The organism is Salinarchaeum chitinilyticum (assembly GCF_055390775.1).
In genome coordinates this window covers 2,357,389-2,376,223 of the sequence record NZ_AP043888.1, presented here as the reverse complement: position 1 = coordinate 2,376,223, position 18,835 = coordinate 2,357,389, and the positions used below count along the sequence as shown (strand labels likewise).

Here is an 18,835-nt window from a genome sequence, read left to right as displayed (position 1 = left end):
CGTGCCGTGCGCCTTCAGCCCGCGTGAAGGCTGGAGGACTGGGAGGCCGCCAGATCTGGAAGGTGAACGGAAACGACGGTGCCCCGCGGCTCGTTCGCGGCGAACTCGAGCCGACCGCCGAGCTTCGCGGTCGCCCAGTGGACGATCCAGAGCCCGATGCCGCTGCCGTGGGCGACGGGCGTCTCTGCGCCCTCGACCAGGACGTTGCGTTCGTACTCCGGGATTCCCGGCCCGTCGTCGGCGACCGCGAGCGTCGCGCCGTCGGCGGCCTCGGCGACCCGGACCGTCACCGTCGGCCGCTCGCGATCGCTGTGCTCGATGGCGTTGTCGAGGAGTTCGTCGAGGAGCAGTCGGAGGAGCGCTGTATCGGTGTCGAGTCGAACGGCTCGATCCGGAGCGTCGATCGAGACGTCGACGGTCCCGGCGGCGTCGGCCACATTGACTTCGGCGACACGGGCTTCGGCGACAGTGCGAAGATCGCAGGGTTCGATCGCCAGGGAGTCACCGGAGAGGAGTCGTCCAGATCGATCGACTGCGGCCGACAGCTCCACCAGGTCCGAGGCCAGCCCCTCGATGCGGTCGAACTGCGCGGCCCCGGCCTCGACGCGACCGTCGCGGACGGGCTCGGCGAAGCCGCGGATCGCGTCGAGGTCGTTCCGGAGATCGTGACGCAGGAGCCTGTTGAGTACTTCCAGTCGCTGTTCGCGGGTTTGGCGGTCCGTCACGTCCCGGAAGCGGTACGCGAACCCGAGCGGCCCGTCGTCGTTGCCGGCGATCTCGTTCCGGGTGACCGCGAACTCCCGCCGTCCGGCCGTGGTCCGAATCGACACGGGTCCCGAGAGCTCCGTCTCCGCGTCGACGCCGGCAACCGACGGGAGCGTCAGCTCTCGAAGCGGCGAGTCACCGACGCCGAAGGTCTCCCTCGCGGCCGCGTTCACGTCGAGGAGGCGGTGGTCGCGATCCGTCACGACGATCGGCGCAGCGATCGTCTCCAGCACCCTCTCCCGTGCGAGGTGACCCGCGGTCGGGGCGGGTTCGAACAGCCCATCACGACGCTGCACCAGCCCGATCAGCCCGACGATCCCGCCGATCTGGACGGCCGCGATCGAGAAAGCCGTCGCACCGCCCAGTTCCTGCCCGATCCAGATCGAGAGGGGGAGCGAAGCGACGCCGAGGCCAGCGAGGGCGAGCCCGCCACCGCGGCGGACCGGCAGGTCGTCGTAGCCGATCGTCGAGCGGACGAGCAGGACGACGCCGAGCAGTCCGAGCGAGAAGACGCCGATCTGCAGGAAGAACGTGACGATATAGGAGAGCTCGCCGATCGTCCCGAGCTCGACCCGGTCGATCTCGTGGAGCCAGGTGATCGCGGTGCTCGCCACGGTCGCGACGCCGAGCGCGCCGAGTCCGACCGCGCGATAGCTGGTCACCGCCGGACCGCGCCCTGTGTACGCGACGACGAACGCGATCCAGCACAGCGACGCGAAGACGCATCCGGCCAGTAGCCCCATCCTGGCGGGCGCGCCCGGCGCCAGACCGATTGGAGCCGTCTGCACGATCGCGACCGCGAGAGCGAGCGTTCCGAGGAGCGCGACGAGCGACGTCGCAGGCAGGACGCCCGGACGATCGGCGGCACGGCGCAATTCGCGCACGACGGCGACCGCCCCGCCGGCCACGACGAGTCCGGCGAGGAGCCACGCCCCAGTCATCGGCCGTCCTCCCCGGCCACGTCCGGTGGATGCGGGACGGTCGTCGACGGACCAGCAGCTCCCGCGCTCTTCTCGCGGACGCGATCGAAACGACCGGGGGGCGACGCGGCCAGGCGATCGCCGTCCGCTGCCGGCGGCGGCAGCTCGATCGTGACGCAGCACTGCTCGTCCGTCTGGCCCTCGACGCGGAGGATCCCGCCGGCGTGGTCGACGGCGAGTCGAGTCACCGGGAGCGAGCGATCGTCGCCGGAGACGCCGTCGGATCCTTCCTCCGCTGGCCGGTCGAACCGGAGGTGGATCGTCGGATCGCTGGCCGCCGTCGCCGTAATCGTCACCGGACCCTGCGCGAGCCGTGAAGTCTCCTCGAGGACCGTCCGCAGCAACGTCTCGAACAGGGGTATTGGCACGGCCGTGCGAAACGGGGCGTCCGGAAGCTCGACGGTCGGCGAGCTGTCGGTCCCCTCGCTGACGGACGCGACGACCGTCTCGATCCGGTTACCGAGATCCGTCTTGCCAGCGTGACTCCCGTCCGGGGCCTCGGACCTCGCGATGGCACGCTCGACGTCACGGGCGTTCGAGACGAGCGTCGTCAACGCGGTCGTCGTCGTCCAGACGTCCTCCGCGCGATCGGCGAGGTCGTGGCCACCGGAGCCCGTCGTGCGATCGTCACGTTCGAGGCCCTCTCCTGGGTCGGCCTCCGCCCCAGCAGAATCCGGACGCTCGTCAGCCTCGTCGCGCTGGGCAGCGGCGGCGGACGTCGCGACGTGCTCCATTCGGTCGCCCACGACGTCGACGACGAACTGCCGGAGGATCGAGAGTCGTTCCTCCCTGCGCCGTCGCTGCGTCACGTCTTCGCACAGCAACAGCGTTCCGAACGATCGATCCCCCGTCCCGGTGATAGGACTCCCCGTCAGCTCGACGACGGTGCCGCGATCGAGGACGAGCTCCGTGGGCTCCCCGGCCTCTGCGAGGGCCTCGGGTGCCACCTCGACGCCCAGCAGATCGGCAAGCGGGTCGCCCGTCACCGTCTCGGCGCGCACGTCGAAGAGCGACTCGGCGCGAGCGTTGCAGTCCTGGATCCGGCCGCGTCGGTCGACGACGAGGACGCCCGTGGACAGCTCGTCGACGACGCGATCCCGACCGGCGACGCGCGCCGCCGGGAGGGTGTCGAACGTCGGATATCGCCCGACTGCAGCCAGGAAAGCGCCACTGGCGATCGCTATCGTCGCGGGGAAGAGCCACGGCGCCCCCGACAGCTGTGCGAGGAAGACGCCCGGGAGGAAAACGACGACGCCGCCCGCCAGGAGCAGCGGCTCGACGGTCGGGAACGCGTTCCGTCCGCCCGAGGTCCAGAGGAGCAAGCAGACGCCGACCGCGGCCGAGAGCGCCGCGAGCAGGAGGAGCACTGCGAGCCCGTCGACGATGGCCTGCGAGGAGCCGCGGACGGCTGCGCGGACGGTCAGGAGCGCGGCGCCGATGCCGAGCAGTGTGACGCCCGCGCGAAGGCCGCGGATCGACGCGTGACTCCTGCCCGTGTAGGCGAAGGCGAACAGCGTCCAGCTGCCACTCGCCAGGATCGTCACCGTCGCCCCCTGGACGACCCACCAGTCGTCGGCCGGTTCCAGCCCGATCCGGGCGAGCGCGTCGTCCGCCGGCGACGGACCGGCGACCAGCGCGTGAGCGAGCGCCCCGATCGAGAGCACGACTGCCACGCCGAGCAACGGACGAGCGGCCGCCCTGTCTCGGCGGCCGAAGAGGTACGCGCCGAGCGCGACGGATGTACCGATCGCGAGGAGCCAGACGGCGAACCGGCCGGCAGTGATGACGTGTTCCATGGTGAATCTCGTCGATCGTCGGCGTGGCCGTCGACGCTGCCCCCGGCGGCCGTCCAACGCGAGCTGCCGACGCCGCCCTTCAGCTGTCGTTCGCCCACTGACGACGGAGTTCCGTTAATTCTGTGCAGTCCGCCCGGGGAGCCGTCAGTCGTCGAGCGGCGCCACGCACGCCACCCGTTCGCGCTCGGCGTCCTCCGGTCGGACGGTGACGTCCAGATCCTCCTCGCCGAAGGAGACCGAGATCGAGTCGACGACGAGGCAGTACTCCTTGTGGTGGTGGCCGGCGTCGGGGTCGATGCGGTGGCGAGTCGACGCGAACCCGATCTCCACCAGTTCGTTGAGCCGCCGGAACGCCGTCGGCTTCGACATCGACGTCGCTTCGGCGACCTCCGCCCCGCTCATCGGACCGTCCCGGATCGCGGAGAGCGCGAGCCGCGTGTACTCGTCGCCCAGTACGTCGAGGAGGTCGTCCGGGAGGAGGTCGTCTGGCAAGAGGTCGTCCGGTCCCGCCGAGGGGCGCCGGCCGCCGGCCGCCGTCTCCGGATCCGACGCTCCCCCCAGCGACTGCGATCCGACCGATCGGTGACGCTGCTTCTGCATGTGCTTCGAGGCAACGCGAGCGACTGCCGAAGCAGGGAGTGCTAACTATCACGAGTCCCCGGGCGGACGCTCGTCTAGCTATACAGACGCGGACCGACCCACGTCGGGAGACGGGATCGGTAGCCAGGGGGACGTGACCGGTGGCCGGAAGACGGAACCGCTGGCCAGTGGAAGGGACCGGAGGCCGGGAGACGGGACCGCCGATGAGCGACCCGGTGGCGCCGGCCCAGCCCGGAACGACAGCCGTTATGGGAGCGCAGCCGGATACTCGACACGACAGATGGCCGACCAGCCCGCCGACGACCGGTCCGATAGCGCTCGCCCACGGACGCTCGTGGTCGACGACGAGCGCGAGGTCGCGGACGCCTACGCGCTGCGGCTCCGGGAGCGGTTCGAGGTCGAGACGGCCTACGGCGGCGACGCGGCACTCGACGCCGTCTCGGATGGCGAGTTCGACGTGGTGATCCTCGACCGGCACATGCCCGGGACGTCCGGCGACGACGTGCTCGCGGCGCTGGACGAGTCGGACTTTCTCGGGCGGGTCGTCATGGTCACGGCCATCGATCCCGGGTTCGACATCCTGGACATGCCCTTCGACGACTACCTCTGCAAACCGGTCGATCGCGAGGACCTGCGAGCAGCGGTCGACCAGCAGTGCACGATTCTCGGACACGAAGTGCTGGGCGAGTACTTCGGTGTCGAGGCAAAGCGTCGCGTGATCGCGGCCGAGCTTCCCGAGACCGAACGCGCCGATCACGAGGCCTACGGGAGGGTCGAGACGCGCGCCGACCGGCTCCGGCGGCGGGCCCAGCGGCTGCTCGGCGACCCCACGGAGCTGCTCGCCGCGTTCGACGACGTCGGCCGCGAGAGCACCTGATCGGCCACTACTCTCGACGGGCTCCACTCTCGACGTGTCCGAGCAGGGATGCCACTCGATGAGCGAGCAGCAGTTCCACCGCGAAACGAGCCAGCCACCAGCCACGCGATCGCGTCTGTATAGCTAGACTCTACGCCTTTCCGAGAGCCCACCAAACGTCAGGGCGAACGCACCGATGACGCTGGACGGCCCGGACGCAGACGCGATGTCGCTGGCCGCTTGGCCGTCGCCGATCTGTTACGTCGAGGCGGCGGACGCGGCGGGGAGCGACGGCGCCGTCGTTCGAGCCGCAAACGCGTCGTTCGAGTCGACGTTCGGGTCGGATCCCACCGGCGACTCGGTGGCGCAGGCGCTGACCGCGGTCGGGATCAACGCCGACGCGCTCCCCGACGTGAACGGGCTCGTGGCAGGCGACGAACACCGACCGGCCAGGGTTTCGACGCGAGGGGTGCGCGACGCGCCCGTCGATACGTATCTCGTCCAGGGATTTCCGGCCGACGCGAAGCCGGGTCGCTATCTCGCGTTCACGCCGCTTCCCGCCGACGAGCCGAGCGAGCAGCCGTCTGGCGAACGACCGTCGGGCGAGCAGCAGTCTGGCGAACGACCGTCGGGCGAGCAGCCGTCTGGCGAACGACCGTCGGGCGAGCAGCAGTCTGGCGAGCGGCCATCGGGTGAGCAGCCGTCGGGCGATCGACCGTCGCGCGAGGTCGAACTCGAGACCGTCGCGAGCGCCATCAGCCACGATCTCCGGAACCCGCTCGACGTCGCGACGGCGCGACTCGAAGCTGCCCGCGAGAGCGACGACCTGCAGGCGGCCGAGGAGCACCTCGAACACGTCTCGCGCGCCCACGACCGGATGGAGCGACTGATCGACGACGTGTTGACGCTCGCCGGCACCGCAGGGGCGGTCGACCCGTCGGAGGAAGTCGACCTCGGTGCCGTCGCGGAAGCCGCCTGGTCGACCGTCGACACCGACGACGCCAGTCTCGTGGGGCCAGCGGACTGTCCGCCGATCGTCGCCGACGAGGGCCGACTCCGACGGCTCCTCGAGAACCTCTTCAGGAACGCGGTCGAACACGGTTCGACGAGCCCTCGTTCGCCGGTGCCTCACGAGGACGCCGTCGAGCACGGCGCCGAACGCGGCGATTCCGATCGATCGGCCAGCGGCAGCGACGACGGCAGCGACGGGCTCACGGTTACCGTCCGTCGGCTCGACGACGATGCGCCCGAGGGATTTGCCGTCGCCGACGACGGCGTGGGCATCCCGATCGACCGCACCGAGTCGGTGTTCGAACCGGGCGTCAGCTCCGAGGACCACGGCACGGGGCTCGGACTGGCGATCGTCGAGCGCATCGTCGCTCGGCACGGGTGGTCGATCGCGGTCGCCGACTGCGGCGACGGCGGTGCCAGGTTCGAGATCACCGGCGTGTCGTTCGCGTCGAACCGCTGACCGACGGTCGGACCGAGCAACAAGCGTTTACACCGGGCCAGACGACAGGAACAACGGATGGACGAACCCCTCGAACGTGCACCGATCGGCGTCGTCGAGGTCACGCCAACGGGGCGAGTGCGATCGCTGAACCGGAGCGCCGCGACGCTGCTGGAGGTCGACGCCGAGGAGAGCGCCGACGAGACCATCGACGACGTGATCCCGCCGTCGGTATCGGACGGCGTCCCGAACGCGTTCGGGTCGCCGCCGGACGCCGAGCGCTCGATCGAGGAGTACTACCCCGAGCTCGACCGGTGGCTGTCGGTGACCATCGTGCCCGGGGACGAGCGCGTCTTCGTCTATCTCGAGGACGCGACCGAGGCACACCGCTCGCAGCGGCGCCGAGAGCGTCTCGAGGCGGACCGTCGGCGGCTGACCGTCACGAACGAGCTCATCGCGGATATTCTCGCCGCGCTCGTCGACGCCTCGACGCGGGCCGAGATCGCGACGACGATCTGTGAACACCTCGGCGAGACGGAGCTGTACGACTTCGCGTGGGTGGGAGAACGCGAACCCGGCTCGGCGAACGTCGCACTCCGCGCCTCTGCCGGGACGACCGACCGCACGCTCGACGCGATCGAGGCCGCCCTCGCGGACGGCGCGAACGTCCCGGAGCGGCGTGCGATCGAGAGCGGGACCGTGGAGACCGTCCAGCCCCTCGGCGACGACGACTCGGTGCCGGAGTCGATCCGGCGCGCCGCCTTCGCCGACGGGCTCCAGTCGCTGCTCGCGATCCCGCTCCGGCACGGCTCCAGCGTCCACGGCGTCGTCGGCCTCTACACCTCGGAGCGCGACGCGTTCACCGATCGAGAGCGGAGTAGCTTCGGCACCGTCGGCGAGATGGCCGGGTTCGCCGTCAACGCGACCCGGCACCGGTCGCTGCTCCGTTCGAGCACGGTCGTCGAACTCACGTTCGCCCTCCGCGGTGCCGGGACGCCGCTGGCCGCCGCAGCGATGGAGACTGGCGCCGAGCTGTCGGTCGAAGGCGTCGTCCAGCGCGACGACCAGCTCCTCAGTTACCTGACCGTCGAGGCGGGAGGGGCCGGCCCGGTCGCCGACGCGCTCGGCGGCGTCGACGGCGTGGAGTCCGTGCGGATCGTCTCCGAACACGACGACGGGGGCTCGGTCGAACTCGTCGTTGCGAGCGACACGCCCCTCGGACTCCTCGCGTCGCAGGGCGTGACCATCGAGTCGGCGAGCTTCGGGGACGACGGACACCGGGTCGTCGCCGAGCTGCCACCGGACGAGGACGTCAAACGGATCGCTGCCGCGTTCACGCGCCGGTTCGACGCCGAGGTGATCGCGAAGCGCGAGCGCGAACGGGAGGTGCGGACCGACGCCGACTTCGAGAGCGCGCTCGCCGAGCGGTTGACCGACCACCAGACGGACGCCCTCAGAACCGCACTGCTGGCCGAGTACTTCGAATCGCCGCGGGGGAGCACGGCCGAAGCGGTCGCGAACTCGCTGGGAATCACGGGGCCGACGCTCTTGCACCACCTCCGGGCCGGACAGCGCAAGCTCCTCGAGGCGTACTTCGACCATGCCAGCGACTGATCGGCACCGGGCGCCGTTTCAGCGCCGGAAACTGTGCGGGGTCCATACTACTGATCGAGGCGTACCGGCCACTGCCCGCGGCCGGATTCGCGGGCAAGCAACGCTCGGACTCCGACAGTCGCGAGCCGAACGCCGACGGGCTCCCCGCCCATCCGATCGCCGCCGGGCGTCGGTCACGACCGACGTGCTCCGCTCCCGGCGGCTCCCCGATCGCGGACCGAGCCCGCTGGAGGTGTCGTGTCGTCTGATTGCACCAAGACCGTATCGAACCGGTGAACGCTCCAGTCACCCCGCCAACGCGAGAGGCAGTTGCCCGCGAACGACCGACAGCCGACGGTCCACGACGAGCCGGGGTTGGTCGTCGGACGACCGCGAGAACGACCGCTTTTGTAGCCGTGATACCTGAGCCCGACGTACGACCAGCTGCGCGACGGAGCGGTCGAAACCAATCCACGGAGCACCCATGACACGGCTCGATCGCCGCGGCGTCCTCCGGCTGGGAGCCGCCCTCACGGCTGCGGGCGTCGCGGGCTGTTTCGCCGATACGGGAGACGATCGGAGCGATCACTACGAGTGGGCGCCGGCCGACGAATCCACGATCGTGACCGCCCACGTCGACCTCGGCATCCCGGAGTCGGCCTCGAAGGCGAACGAACTGTTGCCGGTGATCCTTCCCTCGCGGGACGACGCCGAGACGGCCGAGTACGCACCCCGGATCTCCGGCCTCGACGAGGTCGACGATCCGCTCTTGACCGTTCCGATCGCACTCGGTGGCCGGATGCTCGCCGCCACCATCGGCTTCTACGCCGCGGGGCTCGGCTATCTCGTCGACCCGGACGGATCACAGGGAGGCGCGACCGACCTCTACTACGTGAACGGCGTCGTCGGCGTCGCCGGCGACCTCGACGTCGACCGGGCCGTCGAGAACCTCCGGTCGGGGACCGAGGGGCCGGTGTTCCAGAACGCGTTCGAACGGACTGGCGACCGCGGCGGGTTCGAGCTGTTCGAATCCACGAGCGACGGCGACGGCGCCGTCGTCGCGGTCGACGGATCGGCCGCGTTCATGGCGAACGACCGACGGGAGCTCGTCCCAGTCGTCGACGCCGCCAGCGGTGCGTCCGCACGCGCGATCGAGGAACGAGATCGGTTCGAGTGGCTCGCCGAGACGGCCGGAGAGGGACATCTCTCAGTCGGCTGGATCGGCGCGCCCGACCTCGAGCAGTTCTTCTGGGGGAACGCCGAGGAGCAGCTCTCGACGGAGTTCGCCGCCAGCCGGAGTTCCCTGTTCGCGTCCGTCAGCTTCGAGCCGGACGGAGCGCAGACTACCGCGCGCCTCGCGACCGAAGCAGTCGGCGACGACGCCAGGAAGCGTCTCGAGTCGCGACTCGGGACCGCGAGCGACGACCACGAGTTCAGCGTCGACGGCGATCGCGTCTCGGTGGTCGGGACGTACGCGAGCGACGTGCTCGACGTCGAGTACACCAGGCGCGGAGATGGTGGCGACGACGGCCAGCAGATCGACCCCGACGAGGATCCACCGCCCGTCGTCGAGGAGACCGTCCCCGACGACGCGTTCCGGTTCGACTACCACGAGTCAGAGAACCGCGTCGACGTCCACGTCGAGAAATCGTTCGCGGCGGACGAACTCACCGTCCGAGCGGTCGAGTCGGAGTGGTCGAGCTCGGTGTCGCCAGTCGAGGGTGTGAACTACCTCACCGTCTACGTCGATCCCGAGGGCGACCAGGTGGTCGTCACCGTGACGGTCGGCGACGAGTCGGGCGTGGTCGCAGCCCGGGAGTTCCAGTAGCGATCTGGCTGGGATCGGTGCGGTCGGAGCGCACTCCTTTGAGCACGCGCATTCCTGCGTCATGCCGTGGTTTCGATGGCCGGTCAGTCGCGGACGACCGTCGTCCCGCCGAGGCGGTCGCCGAGTCGTTGCTGCTCGTCAGAGACGGCGACGAGGAGGATCCCCAGCAGGTAGAACATGGGGAGCCAGTCGACGATCCGGAGGCCGTTCCGCACCAGCGACGATCGGAACGAGAGCGCGGAGCCGTCTGCCGCTGCCGCGCGAATGCCGACGAGATACTTGCCGAGCGTCTTCCCCGACCGCCACTCGAGGAGCGTGTGATAGCCGACGCCGAGACCGAGCCAGACCGCGAACCCGACCGTACCGAGCGTTCCCTCGAGTTCGGCGCTGGTCCCCTCCGGCGTGCTCTCGACCTGTCCAGTCGCGAGCGCGATACCGTACGTGGAGACGAAGAACAGCGCGAACCAGACGACCGCGTCGATCGCCATGGCCACGCCGCGGATACCGACTCCACACCGTTTCAGCCCATTGTCGTGCATCGGTACGTCGGCATCGGACGACGGCGGCAAAGGGCCGTTCGCGGAGTTTCTGGACGAGAAACCCGGCGCGGATCGTCTTTGTCCGGGCGGCCGACGGTCCGATGAAGCCGATCGGCTTCGACTCCAGAATGAACGCAGACGAGTTCACCACCGCGTACGAACCCACGGACAGCGATGCGCCGTTCCGGCGCGAGAACAGCTACGCCCTCGCGGTCGACGTCGACGGGACGACGATGGCGAAAGCCGACTCGATGGTCGCCTACACCGGCGATCTCACCTTCACCGGGAAGGCCTCGGTCGAAGGCGGCGTCACGGGCTATCTGAAGGACGCCGTCACCGGCGAGGGGACGCCGATCATGCAGATCGAGGGGCAGGGCACCGCCTACCTCGCGGACACGGGCAAGAAGATCCAGGTGCTCGAACTCGAGGCCGACGACAGGATCACCGTCAACGGCGAGGACATCCTCGCCTTCGAGTCCGACCTGCACTACGAAATCACGACGATAGACAGCCTCAGCGGCGCGCTGGCCGGCGGGCTCACGAACGTCGAGCTGGAAGGCCCGGGACTTGTCGCGCTGACGACCCACTGCGACCCGGTCGTCCTCGAACCGCCCGTCAGGACCGACCCGAAGGCGACGGTCGCCTGGACTACCGCCGAGTCGCCGTCGGTCGGGACGAACAAGAAACTCGAGATCGGCCAGACCTCGGGCGAGGCGATCCAGATGGACTTCGGCGGCCAGGACGGGTTCGTCCTCGTCCAGCCCTACGAGGAACACGGCGGCGCGTAAGGCACGGAGACAATATCCGACGAATGGGGCCCGCTGGGACTGAGCGAAAGCGGAGCTTTCGCGAACACCGGGAGACTCGCTCCGCTCGACTCCCAAGGTTCGGCTCGCGCCGCTCGCCGAACGGTCAGCGGGCCCACGACGAGGAGCGAAGTGACGAGGAGTGGGCCCGCTGGGATTCGAACCCAGGGCCACCCGGTGTCCCACGGTGTCGCCAGCGACGACGCCGATATGAGCCGGGCGCTATAACCGGACTAAGCTACGGGCCCTCGGGCAAGTGATTTCGCTGGGCGACACATTAGGGTATCGGGTCGATTTGCGGAACGGATCCCGTTCGTCGACCGTCGGGAGCTTCCTCGAAGACGCCCGGGCACTGGAGCTGCAGCGATCGCCAATACCGTCGGAAATCGCCAACGGAGACCGGTGCCAGTGGAATTTTGTACGTAGCGACTCGATATCACAGTCGGATGGGTGTGGAGACCGAGGCGAAGCTCGCGGCGTTGCTGGACATGTACACGGGCGCCGCGTTCGTCATCGACGGCGACGGCCGCTACAGGGAAATTCTCGGCGCCAGTAGTGATGACGAACTCCTGGCTGATGAGGCGTCGACGCTCCAGGGACAACGGTTCCACGAGGTGCTCCCGACGGCGCTGGCGAATCGGTTTCTCGACACCGTTGAGCGGACGCTCGAGACGGATGCGCCGGAGGTCATCGAGTACGAGATGGACGTCCAGAGCGGCACGCGCTGGTTCGAAGCGTCGGTCGCACCGATCCCCAACGGGAGCGAGCGGCCGGAATCGGTCATCTGGGCGGCACGCGACGTCACCGAGCGCAAGCGCTTCGAGGAGTCCCTGACCGCGCTCCACGACGCCGGCACGGCCATCGCGTCACAGGAATCCGCCGCCGCGATCTGCGAGGAGACGATCCACGCCGCCGAGAACGTCCTGGAGTTCGACCAGTCGATCGTCGCTCTCGAGTCGGACGGAGTGCTCGAAGCCGAGGCGACGTCCGAACGCCTCTCGGAAGCGGACGTGGCGTCGATCCCGATCGAAGAGGGGCTCGCGGGGAAGACGTACCGCACTGGCGAGAGCCAGCTGGTCGAGGACGTCGACGACGTCGAGGTCGCACGGACGTCGACGTCCTACAAGTCCGGGATCAGCCTCCCGATCGGCGATCACGGGAACTTCCAGGCGGTCGCCGAAGCGCCCGGAGCGTTCGACGAGGCGGATCTCGAGCTCGCGGAGATCCTGCTCTCACAGACCGAGGCCTCCCTGACCCGACTCGAACACGAGCAGGAGCTCAGGCGGCGCAACGAGCGCCTCGACGAGTTCGCGAGCATCGTCTCCCACGACCTCCAGAACCCACTGAACGTCGCCTCGGGGCGGCTCGAGCTGGCCAGGGAGGAGTGCGACAGCGAGCACCTCGACGAGATCGCCAGCGCCCACGACAGGATGGAAGGGCTGATCGAGGACCTCCTGACGCTCGCACAGACCGGGCGAAACGACGGCGATCTCGAGCCGGTCGAGCTACCCACGCTCCTCGAGGAGTGCTGGCAGCTCCTCGAGAGCGGCGACGCGACGCTCGACGTCCGGACCAGCAGGACGATCAGGGGCGATCCAACGCGGCTACACCAGCTGTTCGAGAACCTGCTCGGGAACGCGATCGACCACGGCGGCGACGCCGTGACTGTCACGGTCGGCGACGTCGAGGACGGAATCTACGTCGAGGACGACGGGCCGGGAGTGCCCGACGGTGAGCAGGATCGGCTGTTCGAGGCGGGGTTCTCGACCGCGGAGTCGGGGACCGGCTACGGGCTCCACATCGTCGAGACGATCGTACACCACCACGGGTGGGAGATCGCCGTCGAAACGGAGAGCGACGGTGGGGCCAGATTCGAGATCACCGGCATCGACGCGGCGTGACACCGCTCCGAACGGCCGCCCCAGGACCGATCAAACGGCCGGACAGCACGCGAACGCCGGCTGGCACGCGCCGCAGCTACCGCCGCTCGCGCAGCTCCGCTCGCAGATCCTCGACGTCCATGTCGTGCATCGACAGGAGCACGAGCAGGTGGTAGACGATGTCCGCGCTCTCGTGGGCGATCTCCGCCTCGTCGTCGTCCTTCGCGGCGAGGACGAGCTCGGTGGTCTCCTCGCCGAGCTTCTCGAGCACGGCGTTCTGGCCCTTCCCGTGCGTGAACAGCGAGGCCGTGTAGGAATCGTCGGGGAGCTCGGCCTTGCGATCCTCGATCACGTCGAACAGCTCGTCGAGCACCGGATCGGTCATGGCGTGGTGGATGAGGGCAGGGGTGAAAAACGCCTCGCGACGTCCGTAGGTGACTTGCTGGTCGATCGGGACCCGTCGAGCGTTCCGGATGTGATCGATTCGACTACTAGGGAATCAGAGTGGAGCGTGGGAGCTGGCTCGATTGCAGCTCGCCACGGAAGCCCCCTCCCGCTCGACTCGGGCGGCTCGTTGCGCTCCTCGCCTCCCTACGGTCGGCTGCGGTTCTTATTCCGAAAGACTTCGCGCCGAGAGACTCGCTTCGCTCGCCTCTCGAGCCCTGCCTCGCTCCGCTCGGCAGGACTTCGCTCGTCGTTCGACGTTCGCCTCGCTTCGCTCGGCTCACCGTCGCCGTCCTTCGTCGAGCGGTCGGCCCCTTCCGAAGTCCCGCCCTGGGAACAATTCGAGGAGCGATGTGCCGCGGGAACTCGGTCATGCTCAGCACTGGGGATCGCCCGCTGGCTCCCACTCGCCGCGGCGATCCACTGGAGCGATGACCGACTCTAATTCAACCGGGTGGGACTGGAAGGGGCCGACCGCTCGCGTTCGCTCGCGAAGTAAGCACTGGAACGAGCGACCAACGGGAGCGAGTGAAGCGCATGGTTCGAGAGAGCGGGGCTCTCTCGTCATCTCGAAAGACGCTGTGCGTCTTTCGGCGACAGCGAGCGAACGGGCGCGAGCGGGAGGGGGCTGTCGCGGGCCACGCCCGCGGCGTCCTGGCGAGCAACAGCGAGCCAGGGCTCGTCGATCTACGATCGACGGCGTCGGGAGACCTTCGGTCTCCCGGAATCCAAGCGGTCTGCTGTCCTAGTCATTCCGCGGTCAGCTAGTGATTTCCCTTGTAGTCGATGAGAGCAGCAGGGACGGCTCAGACCGTTCGAGGTCGGACAGGACGCACGATTGCCACGCGTCCTGTCCCCTACTGGATCGTGTCAGCGAACTTATCGCGGCGGTAGAGGTCGATCTCCGAGACGCCGCTACGCTCCCGCGTCGCCGCGAACCGGATCGCCTCGGCGATCTCGATCGGCTCCGTGACGCTCCCCGGCTCGAACCGCTCGGCGAAGGAGTCGCCGTCGTTCCCGCCGAACTCCGTCCGGACTTCCGAGGGATTCACGACGGACACCGCCACGCCCTGGTCGCCGACCTGCGCGCCGACGCTGTGGGCGAACCCCCGGACCCACCACTTCGTCGCAGCGTAGACAGGGTTGAACGGCCGGGGGTACTGGCCTGCGAAACTGCCGACGAAGATCAGGTGCCCCTCGCTGTCGGCGAGGTGGGGGAGCGCCGCCCTCGTGGCGAAGAAGACGCCGTCCTCGTTGGTCTCGGTCATGGTGCGGTACTCGTCGGTCGCCATCTCCGCGACCTCGCTCCCCCGGGCGAGACCGGCGTTGTTGACGAGGACGTCGAGCCGGCCGAACCGCTCGACGGTCGCCTCGACCAGCGCCTCGACGGCCGCTTCCTCGCGGACGTTCGTGGGGACGGCGACGGCGTCGACGCCGTACTCTTCCTCGAGTTCGGCGGCGATCGATTCGAGGCGCTCCGCACGACGTGCGGCGAGGGCCAGATCCAGTCCTTCCTCGGCGAGCTCGTGGGCCGTCGCCTCTCCGATCCCAGACGACGCGCCAGTGACGATCGCGGTTCGTGGCATGGGCGAGCAATGGTGTGGTAGCCGCTTCGGTGTTTGGGTGCCGGTCACACCGATCGACGGTGTCGCTCGCTCGATCCGGTTCGAAACACCCTACCGCCCCCGTCCCGTCGCTCCGGCCATGCACGGCGAGCCCGAGGTGGCAGTGCTCCGACTCGGCCACCGCCCCGGTCGCGACGACCGGATGACGACCCACGTCGCGCTGACGGCCCGCGCGCTCGGTGCCGATCGCGTGCTCCTCCCGGCCAACGCGACCGACGCCCACGACACGGCAACCGACGTCACCGGGCGGTTCGGCGGCCCGTTCGCCGTCGAATCCACCGAGCGGACGATCTCGGTCCTCGAGGAGTGGGAGGGCTCGATCGCCCACCTGACGATGTACGGCGAGCCGGTCCAGACCGTCGAGGAGGACGTCCGGGCGGCCCACCGCGAGGAGTCGTTGCTCGTCGTCGTCGGCGCGGAGAAGGTCCCCTGGGACGTCTACGAGCACGCCGACTGGAACCTCGGCGTGACGAACCAGCCCCACTCCGAGGTCGCGGCACTGGCGGTGTTCCTCGATCGGCTGTTCGAGGGCCGGGAACTCGAGCGGGAGTGGGAGAATGCCGAGCGGGCGGTAGTGCCGAAAGCTGAGGGGAAGCTGATCGAGGAACTCGACGAGGAGTGAGGTCAATTCGAACCCGGAGAGAGAAAGACGGCGCCACTGCGTACGCTACCGGGCGGCCAACAGTCGAAATGGACGCGTGAATCGGCGGAGGAGTCCGCCCGCAACGCTCGTGACGAGGTTCAGGACGAACGGAATCGGTCCGAACGCGGACTCGTCGAGGGCGTAGCAGTTTCCGTCACGCTCCACGGCGCCTTCCGATACCAGGAAAGCGAGTGCACGCTCGACGCGGGAGACGGTGAGGTTCGCGTCGTCGGCGATCTCATCGACCGTCTTCGGGCCGTCCTTGAGCGTCTCGACGATTTCCCGCTGTGCCCCGAGTCGGAGGAGTACGTCGTCCCGCTCGCCATCGACGCAGGACCAGCTGTCGGCGTGAGGATGACGATCGACGTCTGGGTCGGCGGCCGAGCCGCCGATCCGTCGATTGACGATTCCGTCCAGTGCGAGCCACCCCGCTGCGACGAGGAGTACGAGATAGACGAGGCGAGGCCCCTCGACGACCACGAGACCGACCATCACCGCGCCACCGAGCACAGCGACCACGAGCGTCGCGAGGTCGCGATCGACGGCCCGGGTTTCGGTCGCGACGTCGAGAAGTTCGAGTGCCAGAAACCCCAGGCAGATCCCGAGGAGGGTGTCGATGCCAGTACCGAAGTACCAGCCCAGCATCGCCAGGATCGTGGCGTATGCGAGGAGCGTCCGGAGGGACACCGCATCGCGGAGGGCTGTGCGAATGCCGTGGGTCATCACCCGTCGGTATGTGGCTCCTGCGTGTAAACGCCCAGGGACCGTTGCAGGGTCTGGGGCTGTGGTTCGCCGTCGGGGCCTGCCCAGCACGCAGCGCCAATCAGTCGACGACTGCTCCGGTGGGTTTAAACGACTCACGCCCCCAGAATCGGGCAATGGCTTTTGAGGATCTGCTCGAGGACCCGGTGATCCAGAAGTACCTCCACGAGCTTGTCGGTCCGAAGGGCATGCCCGTCGCCGCGGCACCGCCCGACGGCGAGGTGACCGACGAGGAGCTCGCCGAGGAACTCGACATGGAGCTCAACGACGTCCGGCGGGCGCTGTTCATTCTCTACGAGAACGACCTCGCGACCTACCGTCGGCTGCGCGACGAGGACTCCGGCTGGCTGACCTACCTCTGGACGTTCCAGTACGACAACATTCCCGAGAATCTCGAGGAGGAGCTCTACCGGCTCCACGACGTGCTCGAGGAGCGGGAAGGGTACGAGCGCGACCACGAGTTCTACCTCTGTGAGGTCTGCTCGATCCGCTTCGAGTTCGGCGAGGCGATGGAGTTCGGCTTCGAGTGTCCCGAGTGTGGCTCGCCCCTGGAGACGATGGACAACGACCTCCTCATTCAGGCGATGGACGAGCGGATCGCGGCCCTTCGCGAGGAGCTCCACATCGAGGGTTCGGACGCATAATGGCGGAATCGGTGGTCCTGGCCCGAAAGTGCTACGTCGAGGGCGACGCCCGGGAGCGCACGCTCCGGAGTCTCCGCGGGCTGCTCGGCGATCGGCTGAGCGACCTCGACGCCGACGTCGAGCTCGAACTGCGCGAGGACGACTTCCCGGTCGTCACGCTCACCGGCGAGGACGAGGTCGTCGCGCGGAATCTCGTCGCCGATGAGTTCGGCGAGATTCCCGTCGGAGCGGTCCAGGACGACGGCAGCTACAGCAGCCCGCGCTTCGAGCCCGGCGAGAGCTACGTCGGCACGCTGGAATCCTGGGACGAGGGCGGGTTCGTCCTCGACGCCGGCCGGCCGGTGCGGATCCCGCCCGACGGCATCGACCTCGGCCCCGGCAACCCCGAGCAGATCGTCGAGCGGTTCGGCCTCGTCCAGCACCTCGCGATGACGTTTCGGGTGCCCGATCCCGAGGATGACGCTGACGATCGCGACGGCCAGATCGTCGCGGAACTCGCCGATGCCGAGCGCGACCGTCTCTACGACTGGCAGCGGGGCCCCGGCCGCGTGACCGTCAACAGCGCCACGCGATCGGAGGTCCGCGCGACCGTCAACCGCGCCGGCCACGCCCAGGACATCGTCACCGTCGAGCGGCTCGGACTGCTGGAGCAGTCGATCGTCTGCAAGGACGGGACGGACCCGCCGGGACTGATCGCTTCGATCGGCGAGTACCTGCCCGCGGAGCTTCGCGCCGTCGTGTAAGGATGTCCTCGAACAGTTCGACTCGCCGCGTGCTCGTGCTCCTCGCCCTCCTGGGCCTGATCGCGCTCACGGGATGTATCGGGCAGTTCGGAACGGGCATCTCTCAGGACGAGCTCGCACAGAACAACTCCTACCAGTGGAATCAAAGCGCCACGATCGAGGAGTGGCCGACGAACGTCACGGTCCAGGTCGAGATCAAACAGGCCGGATTCTTCGCGACTGACAACTACCGCGCGATCTATACGGGGAACGAGACGCAGTTCACGCTCTCCGAACGCGGGTTCACGCGCCCACACGCCATCGACATTCGCGCGGTGAAATACCAGTACCCTAACGGCACCATCGTCGGGCCCGAGGCCGTCGACGTCGACCAGAACGCGCGCCGCACCCGCGTCCGACTCCCCGAGGGGCCGGGCCGCTTCGCGTTCACCGGCGACCGCCGCAACAAGGAGCTCCACCTCCCGGCGTTCACGGGCGGGAACTACACCGTCACGCTCCCGAAAGACCACAGCGTCGGCGACCTCTTCCTCTCCGACGTCTCGCCGCGCAGCTACAGCACGAGCACGGAGGACGGCCACACCGTGCTCCGGTGGAACGGCGTCGACGGCGATCAGACGGTGCTCGTCCGGTTCTACCGTGACCGCGACTTCTACATCTTCTACGGGCTGGTGGGCCTACTCTCGGTCACGGGCGCCGGCGTCTTCGTCTACTACCGGCGGAAGATCCGCGAGATCCAGCAGTGGCGCGCCCAGCAGGGACTGGATCTCGATCGGGACGACGATGACGACGACAGCCGGCCGCCGCCCGGGATGGGATAGTCGGCAGCGAGTCGTTTCGATCGGGCAATCCCGCCCCGCGAGCCTTTTGGCCCCGCCAGCGCA

At 68.7% G+C, this 18,835-nt stretch carries 17 protein-coding genes and 1 tRNA gene; 10 read left to right on the top strand and 8 right to left on the bottom strand.

Features of this window, described 5'->3' with window-relative positions:
* Positions 1 to 14: 14 nt before the first annotated feature.
* The 3 genes from ACZ5KP_RS11370 to ACZ5KP_RS11360 form a co-directional block, all read right to left on the bottom strand.
* Complete coding sequence (locus tag ACZ5KP_RS11370) at positions 15 to 1,706, bottom strand: sensor histidine kinase (protein WP_460921282.1); 1,692 nt, start codon at positions 1,704 to 1,706, stop codon at positions 15 to 17.
* On the bottom strand, positions 1,703 to 3,541 hold the full coding sequence (locus ACZ5KP_RS11365) for a PAS domain-containing protein (RefSeq protein WP_460921285.1): 1,839 nt from the start codon (positions 3,539 to 3,541) through the stop codon (positions 1,703 to 1,705). The genes ACZ5KP_RS11370 and ACZ5KP_RS11365 overlap by 4 nt, the downstream gene beginning before the upstream one ends.
* Positions 3,542 to 3,685: 144 nt before the next feature.
* Complete coding sequence (locus ACZ5KP_RS11360; protein ID WP_460921288.1) at positions 3,686 to 4,141, bottom strand: helix-turn-helix domain-containing protein; 456 nt, start codon at positions 4,139 to 4,141, stop codon at positions 3,686 to 3,688.
* A 280-nt stretch (positions 4,142 to 4,421) separates the two neighbouring features.
* Between ACZ5KP_RS11360 and ACZ5KP_RS11355 the strand changes: the two genes are divergently transcribed.
* The 4 genes from ACZ5KP_RS11355 (at position 4,422) to ACZ5KP_RS11340 (ending at position 9,868) form a co-directional block, all read left to right on the top strand.
* On the top strand, positions 4,422 to 5,018 hold the full coding sequence (locus ACZ5KP_RS11355; RefSeq protein WP_460921291.1) for a response regulator: 597 nt from the start codon (positions 4,422 to 4,424) through the stop codon (positions 5,016 to 5,018).
* 175 nt (positions 5,019 to 5,193) lie between these two features.
* The gene (locus ACZ5KP_RS11350; protein ID WP_460921294.1) at positions 5,194 to 6,468 is read left to right on the top strand and encodes a sensor histidine kinase; all 1,275 of its coding nucleotides are present in this window, start codon (positions 5,194 to 5,196) and stop codon (positions 6,466 to 6,468) included.
* A 57-nt stretch (positions 6,469 to 6,525) separates the two neighbouring features.
* Complete coding sequence (locus ACZ5KP_RS11345; protein WP_460921297.1) at positions 6,526 to 8,061, top strand: bacterio-opsin activator domain-containing protein; 1,536 nt, start codon at positions 6,526 to 6,528, stop codon at positions 8,059 to 8,061.
* A 463-nt stretch (positions 8,062 to 8,524) separates the two neighbouring features.
* Positions 8,525 to 9,868, top strand: coding sequence for a hypothetical protein (locus ACZ5KP_RS11340; protein WP_460921299.1), 1,344 nt, complete (start codon positions 8,525 to 8,527; stop codon positions 9,866 to 9,868).
* 83 nt (positions 9,869 to 9,951) lie between these two features.
* Here the strand turns inward: ACZ5KP_RS11340 and ACZ5KP_RS11335 are convergent, their stop codons facing one another.
* Positions 9,952 to 10,356, bottom strand: coding sequence for an RDD family protein (locus tag ACZ5KP_RS11335; protein WP_464761835.1), 405 nt, complete (start codon positions 10,354 to 10,356; stop codon positions 9,952 to 9,954).
* A 179-nt stretch (positions 10,357 to 10,535) separates the two neighbouring features.
* Here ACZ5KP_RS11335 and ACZ5KP_RS11330 point away from each other — a divergent pair, with 179 nt between their 5' ends.
* Positions 10,536 to 11,195: an AIM24 family protein gene (locus tag ACZ5KP_RS11330; RefSeq protein ID WP_460923397.1), complete on the top strand. Its 660-nt coding sequence runs from the start codon at positions 10,536 to 10,538 to the stop codon at positions 11,193 to 11,195.
* Positions 11,196 to 11,356: 161 nt separating this feature from the next.
* Here the strand turns inward: ACZ5KP_RS11330 and ACZ5KP_RS11325 are convergent.
* Positions 11,357 to 11,461 (bottom strand) — tRNA-Ile (locus ACZ5KP_RS11325).
* A gap of 198 nt (positions 11,462 to 11,659) precedes the next feature.
* Between ACZ5KP_RS11325 and ACZ5KP_RS11320 the strand changes: the two genes are divergently transcribed.
* On the top strand, positions 11,660 to 13,114 hold the full coding sequence (locus tag ACZ5KP_RS11320) for a PAS domain-containing sensor histidine kinase (protein WP_460921303.1): 1,455 nt from the start codon (positions 11,660 to 11,662) through the stop codon (positions 13,112 to 13,114).
* Between the two features lie 76 nt (positions 13,115 to 13,190).
* Here the strand turns inward: ACZ5KP_RS11320 and hisE are convergent, their stop codons facing one another.
* Both hisE and ACZ5KP_RS11310 read right to left on the bottom strand, forming a co-directional pair.
* Positions 13,191 to 13,478 carry a phosphoribosyl-ATP diphosphatase gene (hisE, locus tag ACZ5KP_RS11315; RefSeq protein WP_460921306.1) on the bottom strand — a complete coding sequence of 96 codons (288 nt, stop codon included), beginning with the start codon at positions 13,476 to 13,478 and terminating at the stop codon, positions 13,191 to 13,193.
* 916 nt (positions 13,479 to 14,394) lie between these two features.
* Positions 14,395 to 15,123, bottom strand: coding sequence for an SDR family oxidoreductase (locus ACZ5KP_RS11310; RefSeq protein ID WP_460921309.1), 729 nt, complete (start codon positions 15,121 to 15,123; stop codon positions 14,395 to 14,397).
* A 118-nt stretch (positions 15,124 to 15,241) separates the two neighbouring features.
* On the opposite strand from ACZ5KP_RS11310, the gene ACZ5KP_RS11305 reads away from it, so the two are divergent.
* Positions 15,242 to 15,784, top strand: a complete 543-nt coding sequence (locus tag ACZ5KP_RS11305) for a tRNA (cytidine(56)-2'-O)-methyltransferase (protein WP_460921312.1) — start codon at positions 15,242 to 15,244, stop codon at positions 15,782 to 15,784.
* 45 nt (positions 15,785 to 15,829) lie between these two features.
* Here ACZ5KP_RS11305 and ACZ5KP_RS11300 read toward each other — a convergent pair whose 3' ends face one another.
* Entirely contained in the window at positions 15,830 to 16,528 is a 699-nt protein-coding gene (locus ACZ5KP_RS11300; protein ID WP_460921314.1) for an ArsR family transcriptional regulator, read from the bottom strand.
* Between the two features lie 155 nt (positions 16,529 to 16,683).
* On the opposite strand from ACZ5KP_RS11300, the gene ACZ5KP_RS11295 reads away from it, so the two are divergent.
* Genes ACZ5KP_RS11295 through ACZ5KP_RS11285 form a run of 3 tightly spaced genes read left to right on the top strand, consistent with a single transcriptional unit; the run spans position 16,684 to position 18,772 of the window.
* Positions 16,684 to 17,211, top strand: coding sequence for a transcription factor (locus ACZ5KP_RS11295; RefSeq protein ID WP_460921317.1), 528 nt, complete (start codon positions 16,684 to 16,686; stop codon positions 17,209 to 17,211).
* Entirely contained in the window at positions 17,211 to 17,954 is a 744-nt protein-coding gene (locus ACZ5KP_RS11290) for a DUF2110 family protein (RefSeq protein WP_460921319.1), read from the top strand. Before ACZ5KP_RS11295 ends, ACZ5KP_RS11290 begins: the two co-directional genes overlap by 1 nt.
* 2 nt (positions 17,955 to 17,956) lie before the next feature.
* Positions 17,957 to 18,772 carry a DUF5803 family protein gene (locus tag ACZ5KP_RS11285; protein WP_460921321.1) on the top strand — a complete coding sequence of 272 codons (816 nt, stop codon included), beginning with the start codon at positions 17,957 to 17,959 and terminating at the stop codon, positions 18,770 to 18,772.
* Positions 18,773 to 18,835: the final 63 nt, after the last annotated feature.